At 64.4% G+C, this 18,014-nt stretch carries 11 protein-coding genes; 6 read left to right on the forward strand and 5 right to left on the reverse strand.

The window, feature by feature from the left end; all coding sequences use genetic code 11:
• Positions 1-349 precede the first annotated feature (349 nt).
• The 5 genes from PF66_RS22880 to PF66_RS22900 form a co-directional block, all read right to left on the reverse strand.
• Positions 350-664, reverse strand: coding sequence for a DUF6124 family protein (locus tag PF66_RS22880; RefSeq protein ID WP_054056860.1), 315 nt, complete (start codon positions 662-664; stop codon positions 350-352).
• Between the two features lie 722 nt (positions 665-1,386).
• Positions 1,387-3,744, reverse strand: coding sequence for an NAD-dependent DNA ligase LigA (gene ligA, locus PF66_RS22885; protein WP_054063902.1), 2,358 nt, complete (start codon positions 3,742-3,744; stop codon positions 1,387-1,389).
• A 151-nt stretch (positions 3,745-3,895) separates the two neighbouring features.
• Positions 3,896-4,762 (reverse strand): cell division protein ZipA, encoded by an 867-nt coding sequence (zipA, locus tag PF66_RS22890; protein WP_054056862.1) that lies wholly within the window; start codon positions 4,760-4,762, stop codon positions 3,896-3,898.
• Positions 4,763-5,021: 259 nt separating this feature from the next.
• A complete protein-coding gene (gene smc, locus PF66_RS22895; RefSeq protein ID WP_054063903.1) occupies positions 5,022-8,510 on the reverse strand; it encodes a chromosome segregation protein SMC in 3,489 nt (1,162 codons plus the stop codon).
• A gap of 2 nt (positions 8,511-8,512) precedes the next feature.
• Positions 8,513-9,172, reverse strand: a complete 660-nt coding sequence (locus tag PF66_RS22900) for a GntR family transcriptional regulator (RefSeq protein WP_054056864.1) — start codon at positions 9,170-9,172, stop codon at positions 8,513-8,515.
• 395 nt (positions 9,173-9,567) lie between these two features.
• Between PF66_RS22900 and PF66_RS22905 the strand changes: the two genes are divergently transcribed.
• The 6 genes from PF66_RS22905 to guaD all read left to right on the forward strand — a co-directional run bounded on the left by PF66_RS22905 (position 9,568) and on the right by guaD (position 17,832).
• Positions 9,568-10,584 carry a terpene synthase family protein gene (locus PF66_RS22905; protein WP_054063904.1) on the forward strand — a complete coding sequence of 339 codons (1,017 nt, stop codon included), beginning with the start codon at positions 9,568-9,570 and terminating at the stop codon, positions 10,582-10,584.
• 19 nt (positions 10,585-10,603) lie between these two features.
• On the forward strand, positions 10,604-11,455 hold the full coding sequence (locus PF66_RS22910) for a geranyl diphosphate 2-C-methyltransferase (protein ID WP_054063905.1): 852 nt from the start codon (positions 10,604-10,606) through the stop codon (positions 11,453-11,455).
• A gap of 277 nt (positions 11,456-11,732) precedes the next feature.
• Positions 11,733-13,187: a xanthine dehydrogenase small subunit gene (xdhA, locus tag PF66_RS22915; RefSeq protein WP_054056867.1), complete on the forward strand. Its 1,455-nt coding sequence runs from the start codon at positions 11,733-11,735 to the stop codon at positions 13,185-13,187.
• Complete coding sequence (xdhB, locus tag PF66_RS22920; protein WP_054063906.1) at positions 13,180-15,576, forward strand: xanthine dehydrogenase molybdopterin binding subunit; 2,397 nt, start codon at positions 13,180-13,182, stop codon at positions 15,574-15,576. The genes xdhA and xdhB overlap by 8 nt, the downstream gene beginning before the upstream one ends.
• 100 nt (positions 15,577-15,676) lie before the next feature.
• A complete protein-coding gene (gene xdhC, locus PF66_RS22925) occupies positions 15,677-16,519 on the forward strand; it encodes a xanthine dehydrogenase accessory protein XdhC (protein WP_054056868.1) in 843 nt (280 codons plus the stop codon).
• An 8-nt stretch (positions 16,520-16,527) separates the two neighbouring features.
• Complete coding sequence (gene guaD / locus PF66_RS22930; RefSeq protein WP_054063907.1) at positions 16,528-17,832, forward strand: guanine deaminase; 1,305 nt, start codon at positions 16,528-16,530, stop codon at positions 17,830-17,832.
• Positions 17,833-18,014 lie beyond the last annotated feature (182 nt).

The following is an 18,014-nucleotide window of genomic DNA, read 5'->3' on the forward strand; positions in this document are numbered from 1 at the left end:
GGGTCACCATGACAACACTCGCCTGGCAGCGAGCCGCGCCATTGTACCTGGATAACGGGAAGTTACAACCGCCAGGTGCTGTAAAAATTCGATGGGGGTCAAGCACTTGTCTGTTTGGGGGCAGGCCGGAAGAGCATCGGCACCCGGACAGGCGGCAGAGATGTGGGAGGCTCCAGGGTCGTCAGCGGTACTTGAGGACCTATTCGCGGGCAACTCGGGTCGCCGCACCTCCGGCTCCTACAGAAGTGTGGTGTGCCGCCGTATGTGCACGACGCGGCCCTGTAGGAGCGCGGCTTGCCCGCGAATGGGCCGGCAAGCCCTGCTCCACTTCTGGAACCTGGCACCGAGATCAGGTGGTTATCTGTTTTGCATCCAGCAGCTCGTCGACGCGGACCTGGGCCAGGTCGACCAGGTGCACGACGGCCAGGGCCAGTTTGCGGGTGGTGCCTTGCAGGTGATCCGCGCATTCGTAGGCGGTCGCGGAGGCGGATTGGAGGATTTCGTGGATTTGGGCCAGGGTGTCTTCGGCCGCCAGCGGTTCGCGTCGTGAGCGTCGCCTGGTCAGGGAGGAAAGTTCGTAGTGGGCGAAGGCTCGGTCGACGGCGCGTTGGCCGGCGGGGGATGACAGGTCTTCGGCTGGGGGGTTGGGGGTGATCTTGAACATGGTGATGCTCCTTAATGCCAAATGGAGCCGCCACCGTTCGCTTGCACACGAAAGAAGGTGGCAGCTATACGCAGGTGTGCAAGACCGGTGGCAAAGGAGCATTCCCGGCAGATCCCGAAGATCTCCCACGTACAGCCGCCATAACACAAGACCCAGACACCGAGATGCCTGAAAACCCTGGATATGTGCTGCGCTCCACCAAACCGGACTTGCACGTCCGTATCACCGATTTTGCGGTGACAAGACGCAGACTAGAGCCCAGCCGGAACAGGCGCAACGGGTTGGGATTTTCTAGGAAACTTCATGCAAGTTAAAGAGATCTTTCGACAATTAGCACCTGGAAGAAGGCTCTGCGGCGCCCTTCTCTGCATTGGCGTGAATGGGTAGGAAAATCCGCTGCACTTGAGGATTTTTCTGACTGACAGGCAGTGAAAAATCAGCCAGGCAGAGTGCTGGTAACAGGGAGCCAGGCAGTGTTTGTGAAGGCGTATTCGCGGATGAATCCCACCAGTGCTCGCGCCGCGCATGAATCCGGCGAACGACGCTGGCACTGTGCCGATCATTCCCACGCTCCGCGTGGGAATGATCAATCGACAGGGCACTGCGGGCCTTCAGGGAGCCCGCGTGACCGTTCTTCGCGGGCAAGCCCGGCTCCTATAGGTGAATGCAAGCCACGGTACAGGCCGGTGCAGTGCCCAGGCGGGAGCAAGCCTGGCGCTACCTCAGGCTTCGATGCCGTGGGTTTTCAGGAAGGCGACGAACGCTTCCTCGTCCAGCACCTTGAGGCCCAGTTCGTTGGCCTTGGTCAGCTTTGAGCCGGCACCGGGGCCTGCGACCACGCAATGAGTCTTGGCCGAGACGGAACCGGCGACCTTGGCCCCCAGGCTTTCCAGCTTGTCCTTGGCCACGTCGCGGCTCATCAGTTCCAGCGAGCCGGTCAGCACCCAGGTCTGGCCGGTCAGCGGCAGGCCTTCGACGGTCTTTTTCTCACTCTGCCAGTGCATGCCGAAATCACGCAGTTGCGCCTCGATCGCCAGCGCCCGTTCGGCATTGCCCGGTACGTCGAAGAACTCCCGTACGGCCTTCGCCGGCTTTTCATTCAGGGCCTGGCGCAGGTCCAGCCAGTCGGCCTTGATGATGCCTTCGACCGAGCCGAACTTCGCCGCCAGTTTTTCCGCCGCAGTCGGTCCTACCGAGCTGATGTCGAGCTTGGCGATGAGCCCACCGAGGGTGGTGCTGGCGGCGAACTCGGCGCCCAGCTCGCCCTGGTCCTGCAGCAGCAGGCCGCGTTCGAGCAATTGGCCGATCACCGTGCGGTTGTGTTCGTCCTCGAAAAAGCTGTGGATCTCGTGGGCCACTTCCAGGCCGATGTCCGGCAGGTAGGTCAGCACCGATGGCAGCGCTTGCATGACCCGCTCCAGCGTACCCAGGGAGCGTGCCAGGACCTTGGCGGTCTCCTCGCCAACGTCCGGGATGCCCAGGGCGTAGATGAAGCGCGCCAGGCTCGGTTGCTTGCTGTCGGCGATGGCTTGCAGCAGGTTGCTGGTCGACAGTTCGGCGAAGCCTTCGAGGTCGACGATGTCTTCGCGCTTGAGGGTATAGAGGTCGGCCGGCGAGGCGATCAGGTTTTCGTCCACCAGTTGTTCGATGGTCTTGTCGCCCAGGCCTTCGATGTCCATCGCGCGGCGGGAGACGAAGTGGATGATCGCCTGCTTGAGTTGCGCGCCGCAGGCCAGGCGACCGACGCAGCGGTACACCGCGCCTTCGCTGATGGTTTCGCGGCCCTTGCTGCGCTTGATCAGTTGGGTGCGTTCGACGTGGGAACCGCACACCGGGCAGCTCTCGGGAATCTGCACGGCGCGGGCGTTTTCCGGGCGGCGCTCGGTGACCACCTGGACCACCTGCGGGATGACGTCGCCGGCGCGGCGGATGATCACGGTGTCGCCGATCATCAGGCCCAGGCGCGCCACTTCGTCCATGTTGTGCAGGGTAGCGTTGGAGACGGTCACACCGGCGACCTTGACCGGTTTCAGCCGGGCCACCGGGGTGACCGCTCCGGTGCGGCCGACTTGGAATTCGACGTCGAGCAGTTCGGTGAGTTCTTCCATCGCCGGGAATTTGTGGGCGATCGCCCAGCGCGGTTCGCGGGCACGGAAGCCCAGCTCGCGCTGGGAGGCCAGGCTGTTGACCTTGAACACCACGCCGTCGATTTCATAGGGCAACGCATTGCGCCGCTCGCCGATGGCGCGGTAGTAGTCCAGGCATTCGTCGATGCCCTTGGCCAGTTTCAGCTCGTGACTGATGGGCATGCCCCAGGCCTTGAGCTGTTGCAGGTTGCCGATGTGGCTGTCGGCGATGTCGTGCGACACCTGGCCCAGGCCATAGCAGCAGAACTCCAGCGGGCGGCTGGCGGTGATCTTCGAGTCGAGCTGGCGCAGGCTGCCCGCCGCGGCGTTGCGCGGGTTGGCGAAGGTCTTGCCGCCCGCCTCCGCCTGCGCGGCGTTGAGGCGTTCGAAGCCGGCCTTGGACATGAAGACTTCGCCGCGCACTTCGAGGGTCGCCGGCCAGCCAGTGCCCTGCAGTTTGAGGGGAATGTTGCGCACGGTGCGCACGTTGACGCTGATGTCTTCGCCGGTGGTGCCGTCGCCCCGGGTGGCGCCGCGCACCAGCAGGCCGTCCTGGTACAGCAGGCTGACTGCCAGGCCATCGAGTTTCGGTTCGCAGCTGTATTCGACGGCACCGCCGCCACCGAACAGGTCGCCGGCCGGCAGGTCGAGGCCTTCGCTGACCCGCCGATCGAATTCGCGCATGTCGACTTCTTCGAAGGCGTTGCCCAGGCTCAGCATCGGGACTTCATGGCGGACCTGGGTGAACGCCGTCAGCGCGGCACTGCCGACGCGCTGGGTCGGCGAGTCGGCGGTGACCAGTTCCGGGTGTTCGGCTTCCAGGGCCTTGAGCTCGTGGTACAAGCGATCGTATTCGGCGTCCGGGATGCTCGGTTCGTCGAGCACGTGGTAGCGGTAGTTGTGCTGATCCAGTTCAGCACGCAGCTCTAGAATACGGGTCTGGGCGGAGGTCATGGAGGTCTCTCGGAAAGCAAAAGAGCAGCCGGGGCTGCTCAATATGTTAGTGCGGTTTCGGCGGTGAGCTGGAGGGCCTATTCGCGGGCAAGCCCGGCTCCTACAGAATCTGGGCTTGCCCGCGAAAGGGCCGGCAAGCCTGTCCAACCAATCAGCGCTTCTGGGTCAGCGCGCGGCGTTCGAACTCGACGATGCGCTGGCGGTAGTGCTCGATGGTCTGGGCGGTCAGCACGCTGCGCTGGTCGTCCTTCAGCTCGCCATTGAGTTCCTGGGACAGCTTGCGCGCCGCAGCCACCATCACGTCGAACGCCTGCTTCGGATAACGCGGGCCAGGCAGGCCGAGGAAGAAGCTCACCGCCGGGGTGGTGAAGTGGTCGATGTCGTCGAGGTCGAACACGCCAGGCTTCACCGCGTTGGCCATGGAGAACAGTACTTCGCCGTTGCCGGCCATGCTTTCGTGGCGGTGGAAGATGTCCATCTCGCCGAAACGCAGGCCGCTTTCCAGGATGTTCTGCAGCAGGGCCGGCCCCTTGAAGCCGTTCGGGTCGCGGCTGATCACGCTGATCACCAGCACTTCCTCGGCCGCCGGCTGCTCCTTGTCGTGACGCTCCTTGTCCTGGCGCGCGGCCGGCTTGTGGTCGTCGACGAAGTCGTCATCACGGCTGCTGAAGCTCGGGCCCTGTTCTTCGAGGTCGAGATTCAGGTTCAGGTCGCCCTGGGTCGGCTCGCTGGCACGCTTGCCGCGCTTGGACGGTTTTTCCCGTGGCTCGCGCGCCGGCATGCTCACCGACGGCAGGTCATGCTCGTCCAGCTCGGGTTCCTTGTGGGTTTCCAGCACGCGGGCCGGGCCCAGCAGTTCGGGATTGGAGTCATCGTCCGGCAGGTTCGAGAAACTGCGGTCCAGACGAAACTTGAGCTTGCCCTTGCCACCGCGCATCCGGCGCCAGCCATCAAAAAGAATACCGGCGATGACAATGATGCCGATGACGATCAGCCACTCGCGCAGACCGATTTCCATGTATCCCGTGCCTCTAAAATAATGGTTCTATGAAGAAAGGGCGGAAAACCCTTTAAAGCGTGGTGCCAACTCTATGTTCTGACAGGCATTTTTTCCCACGCACAAGAAAATTGGACATTAAATTAACACGACCAAAGGCAACTTTACACCGTCTGTCGTACAGGGTATGCATTAATAAGTCCCCAATGATCGGTGCTAGTTCCCGCAAGGCATGAGGAAAGCACCTTGCGCCTTGAATCCGTTGCCCTCGCCGGCCGCCTCAGGCGTCGACCATTGCCATGGCCTCCTCGACATCCACCGCCACCAGCCGCGAACAGCCGGGCTCGTGCATCGTGACCCCCATCAGTTGATCGGCCATTTCCATGGCGATCTTGTTGTGGGTGATATAGATGAATTGCACCGACTCGGACATTTCCTTGACCAACCGGGCATAACGTCCAACGTTAGCGTCATCCAGCGGTGCGTCAACTTCGTCGAGCATACAGAACGGTGCCGGGTTCAACTTGAAGATGGAGAACACCAGGGCCAGGGCGGTCAGGGCCTTCTCGCCACCGGACAACAGGTGAATGGTGCTGTTCTTTTTCCCCGGCGGCCGCGCCATGATGGTCACGCCGGTATCGAGCAGATCGTCGCCGGTCAGGTCCAGATAGGCGCTGCCACCGCCGAACACTTTTGGAAACAAAGCTTGCAGACCACCGTTGATCTGGTCGAAGGTGTCCTTGAAGCGATTGCGGGTTTCCCTGTCGATCTTGCGGATGACGTTTTCCAGAGTCTCCAGGGCTTCGACCAGGTCGGCGTCCTGCGCATCCAGGTAACGTTTACGCTCGGATTGTTGCCGATATTCATCGATGGCCGCGAGGTTGATCGCCCCCAGGCGCTGGATACGCCCGGCAATGCGTTCGAGCTCTTCCTCGGCGTCCTTCTCGCTGGCCCCGGCGACCAGGGTGGCGAGCACCCCGTGCAGGTCGTAGCCATCTTCCAGCAACTGGTCCTGCAGGGCCTTGCGGCGTACCGTGAGGGCCTGCCACTCCATCCGTTGCTGTTCGAGCTGGCCGCGAATCAGCTGGGCCTGCTGCTCGGCCTGGCTGCGGCGCTTCTCGGCGTCGCGCAGTTCGCGGTCGGCATCTTCCAGGGCGAGTTGCGCGGTCTTGAGTTCGACATCGACGCTCATGCGCCGGTCGAGCAGCTCCTCGAGCTTGAGGCGCAGTTCCTCGAGCGGGGCCTCACCCTCCTCCAGGTTCAGGCTCAACTGCTCGCGTTTTTCCATCAGGCGTTCGGATTGCAACTCCAGGCGTTCGAGGGCCTGGCGGGTGGAGTCGTGCTGGGCCTTCAGCGACCCCAGGCGTACCGCCAACTGGTGCGCATGATCCTTGTGCTGGCGGGCTTCCTGGCGCACCCGGTCGAGGCGTTCGCGCAGGCTGTCACGCTCGGCCAGCAGCAGCTCACGCTGCTCGGCATCCACCGCCATCGCATCGAGGGCTTCCTGCAACTGCAGGCGGGCCTCGCCGGTTTCTTCGTGTTCCTGGGCGCGCTGCGCGGCCAGCTCTTCCACTTCCTCATCGAGCCGGGTACGGCGCAGTTGCAACTGCTCGACCTTGGCCCTGGCGGCGGACAGTTTGGCTTTCAGTTCGCCCTGCTGGCGGGCTTCGTCCTGCAGCAGCCGGCGCAGGTGCTCGCGACCGGTTTCCTGCTGACGCTGGGTGGCGCGCAGGGTTTGCAGCCGGGTTTCGAGGGTCGCCAGGGTTTCCTCCAGGGCTTCGCGATCGAGCTGCAATTGCTCGATTTCCTGCCCTCGGGCGAGCACGCCGCTTTCCGCTTCGCTGGCGCGGCGCACCCGCAGGAAATGCCGGCCAACCCAGTAACCGTCGCGGCTGATCAGGCTCTCGCCGACCGCCAGTTGCCCACGCAAGGCCAGGGCCTGTTCCAGGCTGTCGACCGGCTTGACCTGGCCCAGCCAGGGTGACAGGTCGATATCGGCCTCGACCTTTTCCAGCAGGCTGCCGGCAATGCGGATCCCGTCCGCCGCCGGGCTGAGCAGGCGCAGGTCGCCCTGCTGGAAACCGCCGAGGTCGAGGCCGGCGAAGTTGTCCACCAGCACCGCCTGCAGGTCGGCACCGAGCACGGTTTCCACCGCCAGCTCCCAACCCGGCTGCACCTTCAGCCCCTGCGCCAGGCGCGGGCGCTCGGCCAGATGCTGTTCACGCAGCCATTCGGCGGTGCCGGTACCGGGATCGAGTGCCGCCTGCTGCAAGGCCTCCAGCGACGCAAGACGGCCAACCAGCCGTTGCAGGTCGCCCTGGGCCTGTTGCTGTTCCTGGGTGGCGTTGTGCAGGTCCTGGCGCAGTTGCTCCAGGCGCTCGACCTGGCCCTCCTCGCTGGCCTGCAGGTCTTCCAGGGTCTGTTCGCTCTCGGCCAACTGCTCGGTGAGTTCGAGGATCGCCTCGTCTTCCGGGTCTGCCGCGAGCAACGCGCGTTCCTCGACCAGACGTCGCTGTCGCTCGCCCAGGCGCTCCATGCTCGCTTCCAGTTGCTGGATGCGCGACTGCTGGACTTCCGCCTGGCGCCGCGGCTCGGCCGAACGCAGGTTGAAACCGTCCCACTGTTCCTGCCAGGCGTGCATGGTGGTCTCGGACTCTTCCAGCGCGGCGGCGGCCTCTTCGGCGGCGGCGCTGGTCAGTTCCTGCTCGGGTTCGAGCATCGCCAGCTCTTCGCCGAGGGTCGCCAGCAGGGTGCGGTCATGCCCCAGGTGCGACTCGGTTTCCAGCCGCGAACGCTCGGCCTCGCGCAGGTCGTCCTGCAACTGGCGCAAGCGCTGCTGGCCGTGCTGGATGCTCTGCTCGACCCGGGCGATATCGCCACCGACCGAATAGAAGCGTCCCTGCACCTGGTTGAAGCGTTCCGACAGTTCATGGTGGCCGTCACGCAGGCGCTCGATGCTGGCATCGGCGTTGCGCTGTTCGGCCACCAGGGCTTCGAAGCTGATTTCCTGGTTGCCGATGATCGACTCGCGCTGGCCGACCTGGTCGTTCAACGCCTGCCAGCGCAAGGCCGACAGTTGTGCCTTGAGCTGGCGCTCCTCGGCCTTGTATTCCTGGTACTTTTCGGCGGCCTGGGCCTGGCGGTGCAGACGTTCGAGCTGGCGCTCGAGTTCTTCCCGCAGGTCGGTCAGGCGCGCCAGGTTTTCGTGGGTGCGGCGGATACGGTTTTCCGTTTCGCGCCGACGCTCCTTGTACTTGGAGATGCCCGCGGCTTCCTCGATGAAGTTGCGCAGGTCTTCCGGCTTGGCCTCGATCAGCTTGGAGATCATCCCCTGCTCGATGATCGAGTAGCTGCGCGGCCCGAGGCCGGTGCCGAGGAAGATGTCGGTGATGTCCTTGCGCCGACACTTGGTGCCGTTGAGGAAATAGCTGTTCTGGCTGTCGCGGGTGACCTTGCGGCGGATGGAGATTTCCGCGTAGGCCGCGTACTCGCCGACCAGCGTGCCGTCGGAGTTGTCGAACACCAGCTCGATACTCGCCTGGCTCACCGGCTTGCGGCTGGTGGAGCCGTTGAAGATGACGTCGGTCATCGACTCGCCGCGCAGGTTCTTCGCCGAGCTCTCGCCCATCACCCAGCGGACGGCGTCGATGATGTTCGACTTGCCGCAGCCGTTGGGGCCGACCACTGCCGCCATGTTACTGGGGAAAGTCACCGTGGTCGGGTCGACGAAGGATTTGAACCCCGCCAACTTGATGCACTTGAGCCGCACGTTTAGTCGACCGCCAGGGCAGACAGCACGATGTCACAGCTGCGCTGGGCGTAGCTGGCCAGCACCGAGCGGATCAGCGGCAGGTCGCGGGCGAGGACCGCCGCCAGCAGCCGGGCGAACAGTTCCAGGTACTCGCTCATCTCCGCCTTGCGCCGCTCCAGCGCCAGGTAATAGGCGCGGCTCATGGCCGGCTGCAGGTTCTCGACGGTTTCCTGCAGGTACGGGTTGTCGGCGAACGGGTACGCGGCGCGCATCACGTTGAAGCTGTCTTCGACGAAGGTGCGGATGTCCTGGCGCTCGTAGCTGTCGGTCAGGCGCTGCTGCAACTGCAGGAATGGCGCGAGGTCGGCCTGCTCCTGCCAACGCTGGGCCACGGCATTGCCGAGCAGGATGTACAGTTCGCTCATCAGGGTGCACAGGCTCTGCACCTTGTGGGCGGTCAGCTCGGTCACGTGCGCACCCCGTCGCGGCAGGATCGCGATCAGGTGGCGGCGCTCGAGAATCAGCAGCGCTTCGCGCACGGAGCCGCGGCTGACATTGAGGGCCAGCGTGACCTTCTGTTCCTGGATGCGCTCTCCGGGTTTGAGTTCGCCGCGAATGATGCGCTCGGCGAGGTGTTGAGCAATCTGCTCGGCGAGGCTGTCCGGCGCCTTGAACGTCATGGTTTTCCTTCAAAAATCTTTGGTCAGTGCAAGCGGCGCAGTGTAGCGCAATTGCCACATGATGGCGCAGAGCCAAATGGTCGGATTTGGCGGTTTGCCGGAGAACGGCACACCGTCATTGACAGCTGCATTTTCCGGGTGCTATGAAACACTTCTCCATACACCGCCGCGCGGTGTCGATTGGCAAGGTGGTCGATCGAACGTTGCGCCGAGAGGATGCCCGCAAGCTTCTCAGGTAGAGTCTGGTGCTGGAGGGTCCTGCATCCGCCGTTCGATGAGCGATCCGTCTCCCGCCCTGTGGACCACCGTCCGGTCCGTCGCAGTCGTCAAGCCCTTCGTCCCTCAGTGCCCGTTGGAAAGTCCGTTATCGGCTTTTGCAAGGGAGGCACCGGCCCATGCCAGGGGTCAAGCAAGCACCGCCCCGGGGCTACCTGGAGCAGCAATGGGGCGACGGTACGGCACCGCCGCTTTACTGCCCTGCCCGCCAGCGCGACGACGAAGTGCTGGCCGGCGCGCTCGACCAGCGCCTGGTTGCCTGGTTGCAGCAGGCCGGTTTCGCCGATAGCACCGTGACCGCCGTGCGCCGGATGAGCCTCGGACGCTTCGTCGCTTCCAGTTACGCCAGTGGCGACGACCTCGACCGCCTGCTGTTGTGTGCCCAGTTGAACGCCGCCTGGTGGATGGCCGACGACTACTATACCGACGACAGCAGCCTGGGCGCACAACCCGAACACCTGTCCGAACGCCTGTCACGGGCAATGGCAGCCATGAGCCCGCTGGCCCCAGTGGCGGACTACACGCGCCAACTCGAAGCGCAATGGACGAGTGACCCCGTGCTCATGGCCCTCAGGTCGGCCACCGACCACCTGCGCCAACGGGCCTCGCCCACCCAGGTGGGACGGGTCTGCCACACCGCGTTCGGCATGTTCATGAGCTGGACGGTCTATGGCGAATGGAAGCGCCGGGGCGTGTGTCCATCGACCCGGGAATACCTGGCCACCCGGCAGTTCGACAGTTTCTACACATCGCTGATCCTCATCGATATCGCCGGTGGCTATGAGCTGCCGCCGAATGTCTTCTACGACCCGCGAGTCCGCCAGGCCCTGTTTCAGGCCGGCCTGGCGGCGGTGATCGTCAACGACCTGTATTCGGCCCGCAAGGAAGCCGCGGATGGCGTCCCCATGGGTAACCTGGTGCTGGTGATGGCCGCCGAGCACCGCTGTTCACACAGCGAGGCCGTCGCCATGGCGGTGGCCTTGCACAACAATCTCACCCGCGATTTCGAGGTCGCCTGCCGGGGGCTCGCAAACGAGCCGTCGGTAGAGCTGCAACGTTATCTGCAGGAAGTCCGAGCGTGGATGGGAGGTTCACTCGCGTGGCACGACTGGTGCCCGCGTTATCACCAACCGTGAAACCGCAAGGAATAGACAGATGACCAGAGACCGCGCCATCAAGACGCCCTACCAGCAGTCGATCGCCGACTACTGGAACCGGGAACAGAGCCCCGTCAACCTCCTGCTGGGCGACATCGACGGGCTCTACCATCACCACTACGGGATCGGCGACGTCGACACGACGGCCATCGGTGCCGATACCGCCGAGGACTATCCACAACGCGTCATCGCCGAACTGCACCGACTGGAGACCGCGCAAGCCGATTTGCTCCTCGACCACCTGGGTGACATCCAGCCCGGGGACCACCTGCTCGACTCGGGCTCGGGCCGGGGCGGTACCAGCCTGATGGCCCACCAGCGCTTCGGTTGCCGGGTCGATGGCATCTCCATTTCGCAGAAGCAGGTGGATTTCGCCAACCGCTGCGCCACCGATCGTGGCGTGGCGGACCGGGTACAGTTCCACCTGCGCAACATGCTCGACACCGGCTTCGGGACGGCCCGCTTCCGAGCGGTCTGGAACAACGAGTCGACCATGTATGTCGAGTTGGCGCCCCTGTTCACGGAGTACCGGCGCATCCTCCGCCCGGGTGGGCGCTACGTGACGATCACCGGCGCCTGGAACGACCGCTTCGGCATGCCGCCGGCGGCGGTGAGCCTGATCAATGCGCGTTATGGCTGCAACGTGCACTCCCGGGACGAATACCTGCACGAATTGAAGGCGTATGGCTTGCAGGTGATCGAGATGACTGACCTGACGACACGCACCCTGCCCTACTGGAAACTGCGCCGGGCCTCCGCGCTGGCCACCGGCGTGGAGGACGCCTTCATCGAAGCCTATGAAGAAGGCAGCTTCCATTACCTGTTGATCGCAGCCGACCGGTTGGCATGAAGGCCGACCTGGCACGCAATACGCATCTAGACTTCCCCGTAGGAATCGGCGCAGCAGCGTCCCGACCGGTCGGAACGCTGCTGCGCCGTGAACGGGCTCTCAAGCCCGGCCCATAACCGCCGAACCACCCACAACCCGGAAACCCATTCGAATCGAACGTTTCATATCTGCCGCACAAAATCCTGACCTTTAGGTCAGAAATTTATTGACCGAAAAGTCAGATATCACTAGATTCTGCTCATCGGTCAATAACAATAACGAGTCTGCGAGGCCATCCGTGATCCAGTTTCTACTCAACCAGGAGCTCCGCCGCGAGCAGAGCCTGGACCCGAATCTGACGGTACTCAACTACCTGCGTGAACATCTGGGCCGCCCCGGCACCAAGGAAGGTTGCGCCAGTGGCGACTGCGGTGCCTGCACCGTGGTGGTCGGCGAGCTGCACACCGACGAGACAGGCACCGAACGCATCCGTTATCGCAGCCTCAACTCGTGCCTGACCTTCGTCGCCGCGCTGCACGGCAAGCAACTGATCAGTGTCGAGGACCTCAAGCACCAGGGCCAATTGCACAGCGTGCAACAGGCCATGGTCGACTGCCACGGCTCGCAGTGCGGCTTCTGCACGCCGGGCTTCGTCATGTCGCTGTTCGCCCTGCAGAAGAACAGCGAAGCACCGGACACCCACAAGACCCATGAGGCCCTGGCCGGCAACCTCTGCCGCTGCACCGGCTACCGGCCGATCCTCGCCGCCGCCGAACAGGCCTGTTGCAACAAGCCGGTGGACCAGTTCGATGCCCGGGAGGCACAGACCATCGCCCGCCTGAAGGCCATCGCCCCCCACGACACCGGCGAGCTGAACAGCGGCGACAAGCGCTGCCTGGTGCCCCTGACGGTCGCCGACCTGGCCGAGCTGTATGAATCCTATCCACAGGCCCGGCTGCTGGCCGGTGGCACCGACCTGGCCCTGGAGGTCACCCAGCTCCATCGGCCGCTGCCGGTGATGATCCACGTCAGCCAGGTCGCCGAACTCAAGCGTATCGATCGTTTCGACGACCGCCTGGAAATCGGCGCGGCTGTCCCGCTGTCCGATTGCTACGCCACGCTCAAGGCCGAGTACCCGGATTTCGGCGAACTGCTGCAACGCTTCGCCTCACTGCAGATCCGCAACCAGGGCACCCTCGGCGGCAACATCGGCAACGCCTCGCCGATCGGCGACTCCCCGCCCCTGCTGATCGCCCTGAACGCGCAACTGGTGCTGCGCAAGGGCAACACCCGCCGCAGCCTGGCGCTGGAGGACTACTTCATCGACTACCGGGTGACCGCCCGCCAGGACAGCGAATTCATCGAGCAGATCGTCGTGCCAAGGGCCAGCGCCGCCTGGCAGTTGCGCGCCTACAAGGTGTCCAAGCGGCTCGACGACGATATTTCCGCGGTGTGCGCCGCGTTCAACCTGCGCCTCGACAACGGTGTGGTCGCCGAGGCGCGGATCGCCTTCGGCGGCATGGCGGCGATCCCGAAACGGGCTCGGGCCTGCGAAGCCGCACTGGTCGGTAAACCCTGGAACCAGGCCAGCGTCGAACGCGCCTGCACGGCACTGGCCGAGGACTTCACGCCGCTGTCGGACTTCCGCGCCAGCAAGGAATACCGCCTGCTCAGTGCGCAGAACCTGCTGCGCAAGTACTTCATCGAACTGCAAACGCCGCATATCGAGACCCGGGTGACCGCTTATGTCTAACCATCCTGTCGCGGAAAAAACCCAGGCCGAACTCGCCGAACTGTTCGCCCGGGACCTGAACAGCGGCGTCGGCCGCAGCGTCAAGCACGAGAGCGCCGCCAAGCATGTGACCGGCGAGGCGGTGTATATCGACGACCGCCTGGAATTCCCCAACCAGTTGCATGTGTATGCGCGGCTCTCCGACCGTGCCCACGCGCGCATCCTGCGGGTCGACACCACGCCCTGCTACGCCTTCGACGGCGTACGCATCGCCATCACCCATGAGGACATCCCCGGCCTCAAGGACATCGGCCCGCTGCTGCCCGGCGACCCGCTGCTGGCGATCGACAAGGTCGAGTTCGTCGGCCAGCCGGTGCTCGCCGTCGCCGCGCGGGACATGGAAACCGCGCGCCAGGCGGCCATGGCCGCCATCGTCGAGTACGAGGACCTGGAGCCGGTGCTGGACGTGGTCGAGGCCCTGCGCAAGCGCCATTTCGTCCTTGAAAGCCACACCCACAAGCGCGGTGACTCGGCCAGCGCCCTGGCCAGCGCCGAACACCGGATCCAGGGCAGCCTGCATATCGGCGGACAGGAACACTTCTACCTGGAAACCCAGATTTCCTCGGTGATGCCCACCGAGGACGGCGGGATGATCGTCTACTGCTCGACGCAGAACCCCACCGAAGTGCAGAAGCTGGTGGCCGAAGTGCTCGACGTACCGATGAACAGGGTGATGGTCGACATGCGCCGCATGGGCGGCGGCTTCGGCGGCAAGGAGACCCAGGCGGCCAGCCCGGCGTGCCTGTGCGCGGTGGTCGCGCACCTGACCGGGCAACCGACCAAGATGCGCCTGCCGCGGGTCGAGGACATGCTGATGACCGGCAAGCGCCACCCCTTCTACATCGAGTACGACGTCGGCTTCGACAGCCGCGGCCAGCTGCACGGAATCAATCTCGAACTGGCCGGCAACTGCGGCTGTTCGCCGGACCTCTCGGCGTCGATCGTCGACCGCGCCATGTTCCACGCCGACAATGCCTACTACCTCGGCGATGCGACCGTCAACGGCCACCGCTGCAAGACCCACACCGCCTCGAACACCGCCTACCGCGGCTTTGGCGGCCCGCAGGGGATGGTCGCCATCGAGGAGGTGATGGACAACATCGCCCGCCACCTCGGCCTCGACCCGCTGGCGGTGCGCAAGGTCAATTACTACGGCAAGACCGAACGCAACGTCACCCACTACTACCAGACCGTCGAGCACAATATGCTCGAGGAAATGACCGCCGAGCTGGAAGCCAGCAGCCAGTACGCCGAGCGCCGGGAAACCATCCGCCGCTACAACGCCCACAGCCCGATCCTGAAAAAGGGCCTGGCGCTGACCCCGGTGAAGTTCGGCATCTCCTTCACCGCCAGCTTCCTCAACCAGGCCGGCGCGCTGGTGCACGTCTATACCGACGGCAGCATCCACCTGAACCACGGCGGCACCGAGATGGGCCAGGGTCTGAACACCAAGGTCGCCCAGGTGGTGGCCGAGGTGTTCCAGGTGGAAATCGACCGGGTGCAGATCACCGCCACCAACACCGACAAGGTGCCGAACACCTCGCCCACCGCGGCCTCCAGCGGTGCCGACCTGAACGGCAAGGCAGCGCAGAATGCCGCCGAGACCATCAAGCAGCGGCTGGTGGAATTTGCCGCGCGGCAGTACAGGGTCAGCGAGGAGGATGTCGAATTCCGCAACGGCCACGTGCGGGTTCGCGACCAGATCCTCACCTTTGAAGCGCTGATCCAGCAGGCCTATTTCGCCCAGGTGTCGCTGTCCAGCACCGGTTTCTACAAGACGCCGAAGATCTACTACGACCGCAGCCAGGCCCGTGGCCGACCGTTCTACTACTACGCCTACGGCGCGGCCTGCGCCGAGGTGATCGTCGACACCCTGACCGGCGAGTACAAGATGCTGCGCACCGACATCCTGCATGACGTCGGCGCTTCGCTGAACCCGGCCATCGACATCGGCCAGGTCGAGGGCGGCTTCGTCCAGGGCATGGGCTGGCTGACCATGGAGGAACTGGTATGGAACGCCAAGGGCAAGCTGATGACCAACGGCCCGGCCAGCTACAAGATCCCGGCGGTGGCCGACATGCCAGGCGATCTGCGGGTGAAGCTGGTGGAGAACCGCAAGAACCCGGAAGACACGGTGTTCCACTCCAAGGCCGTCGGCGAGCCGCCGTTCATGCTCGGGATTGCCGTATGGTGCGCACTCAAGGACGCGGTGGCGAGCATCGCCGACTACCGGCTGCAGCCGAAGATCGACGCGCCGGCGACACCCGAGCGGGTGCTGTGGGGCTGCGAACAGATGCGCCAGGCCAGGACGGAGAAACCGGCCACCGAAGTGGAATTGATTTCTCCATGAAAAACTTCGCGGGCAAGCCTGCGCCCACAGGCAGCGTGCTCGCGGGTGGGAGCGGGCCTGCCCGCGAAAGCGGCCGAACAGACAACCCGGAGGTGTCTCCATGAACGATTGGCTCAGTGCCCTCGCCGACCTGCAGAACCAGGGCCACCCCTGCGTGCTGGTGACCATCATCGAAGAACAGGGCTCGACCCCGCGCAACGCCGGTTCGAAGATGGTCGTCAGCGCCACCGGCACCTTCGACACCATCGGCGGCGGGCACCTGGAATACAAGGCCACGCAGATCGCCCGCGACCTGCTCGCCAGCGGCCAGCAGGGCACCCGCCTGGAGCGCTTCAGCCTCGGCGCCAGCCTCGGCCAGTGCTGCGGCGGCGCCACGGTGCTGCTGTTCGAACCGCTGGGCCAGGTCCAGGCACAAATCGCCGTGTTCGGCGCAGGCCATGTCGGCCGTGCCCTGGTACCCTTGCTCGCCAGCCTGCCCTGCCGGGTGCGCTGGATCGACTCGCGCGAGCAGGAATTCCCCGCGCTGATTCCCCAGGGTGTGCGCAAGATCGTCAGCGACGAGCCGCTGGAGGAGATCGACCATCTGCCCGCCGGCTGCTACTGCGTGATCATGACCCACAACCACCCGCTCGACCTCGAACTCAGCGCCGCCCTGCTCAAGCGCAACGACTTCGCCTACTTCGGCCTGATCGGTTCGAAGACCAAGCGGGTGAAGTTCGAACACCGCCTGCGTGAACGCGGCTTCGACACCACGGCGCTGCAACGCATGCGTTGCCCGATGGGGCTGGCCGAGGTCAAGGGCAAGCTGCCGGTGGAAATCGCCATCTCCATCGCCGGCGAGATCATCGCCACCTACAACGCGAATTTCGGCCTGCACACCGCGAGCGCCGGCCCCATCGCCAAATTGCTGCCGGCCTCGCGCCGCAGCCAAGCCACGAATTGAGAAAGCCCATGCCTGCAAACCGCAAAGCCTATCGCGCCGCCCTTCTGCACAGCCTCGCCGACCCGGCCGAGGCCGGTATCGAGGCCTCCTACGAGTATTTCGAGGATGGCCTGCTGGTGGTCGAAGACGGCAAGATCAGCGCCATCGGCCACGCCAGCGAGTTGCTGCCGAGCCTGGCGGCCGATGTCGAGGTCAGCCACTACCGCGATGCGCTGATCACTCCCGGCTTCATCGATACCCACATCCACCTGCCCCAGACCGGCATGGTCGGTGCCTATGGCGAGCAACTGCTCGATTGGCTGAACACCTACACTTTCCCCTGCGAAAGCCAGTTCGCCGACCCGGCCCATGCCGCCGAGGTGGCGGATATCTTCATCAAGGAACTGCTGCGCAACGGCACCACCACCGCACTGGTGTTCGCCAGCGTGCATCCGCAATCGGTCGAGGCCTTCTTCGAGGCCGCGCAAAAGCTCGACCTGCGGATGATCGCCGGCAAGGTGATGATGGACCGCAATGCGCCGGACTACCTGACCGACAGCGCCGAATCGAGCTACACGCAAAGCAAGGCGCTGATCGAGCGCTGGCACGGCAAGGGCCGCCTGCACTACGCGGTGACCCCGCGCTTCGCACCGACCTCGACGCCGGAACAACTGACCCTCGCCGGCCAGTTGCTCGGCGAGTACCCGGACCTGTACATGCAGACCCACATCAGCGAGAACCTGCAGGAGATCGAGTGGGTCAGGGAACTGTTCCCGGAGCGCAAGGGCTACCTGGACGTGTATGACCATTACCGACTGCTGGGCGAGCGCTCAGTGTTCGCCCACGGCGTGCACCTGTGCGACGACGAGTGCGCGCGGCTGGCCGAGACCGGCTCGGCAGTGGCGTTCTGCCCGACGTCGAACTTCTTCCTCGGCAGCGGCCTGTTCAACCTGCCGATGGCCGAGAAGCACAGGCTCAACGTCGGGATCGGTACCGATGTCGGCGCCGGTACCAGCTTCTCGATCCTGCACACGCTGAACGAGGCCTACAAGGTGATGCAGTTGCAGGGCGCGCGGTTGAGTCCGTTCAAGTCGCTGTACCTGGCGACCCTCGGCGGTGCGCGGGCACTGCGCCTGGAAGAACGGATCGGCGACCTGCGGCCGGGCAGCGATGCCGACTTCCTGGTGCTCGACTATCACGCCACGCCGCTGCTGAGCTATCGCCTGCAGCAGGCCCGCGACATTGCCGAGAAGCTGTTCGTGCTGATGACGCTGGGGGATGACCGCACGGTGCTGCAGACCTATGCGGCGGGGAGGCTGGTGCACCAGCGCTGATATCACGCCCGGCCCTGTGGGCCACACCATGCTGTGGGAGATCCGGCTCCCACAGGTTGCTCCGGTACACGCAGAATATGTGCCTGCCCCTTGTACAGGAACCTCAGTTAAGACCTAGGCTATGTACGAAATCGCTTGAAACTTGGTTATGCAGCGTTAAAAACCGGCTCGGAATGCTCATT

Source organism: Pseudomonas asplenii, from assembly GCF_001293465.1.
GTDB lineage: Bacteria > Pseudomonadota > Gammaproteobacteria > Pseudomonadales > Pseudomonadaceae > Aquipseudomonas > Aquipseudomonas fuscovaginae_B.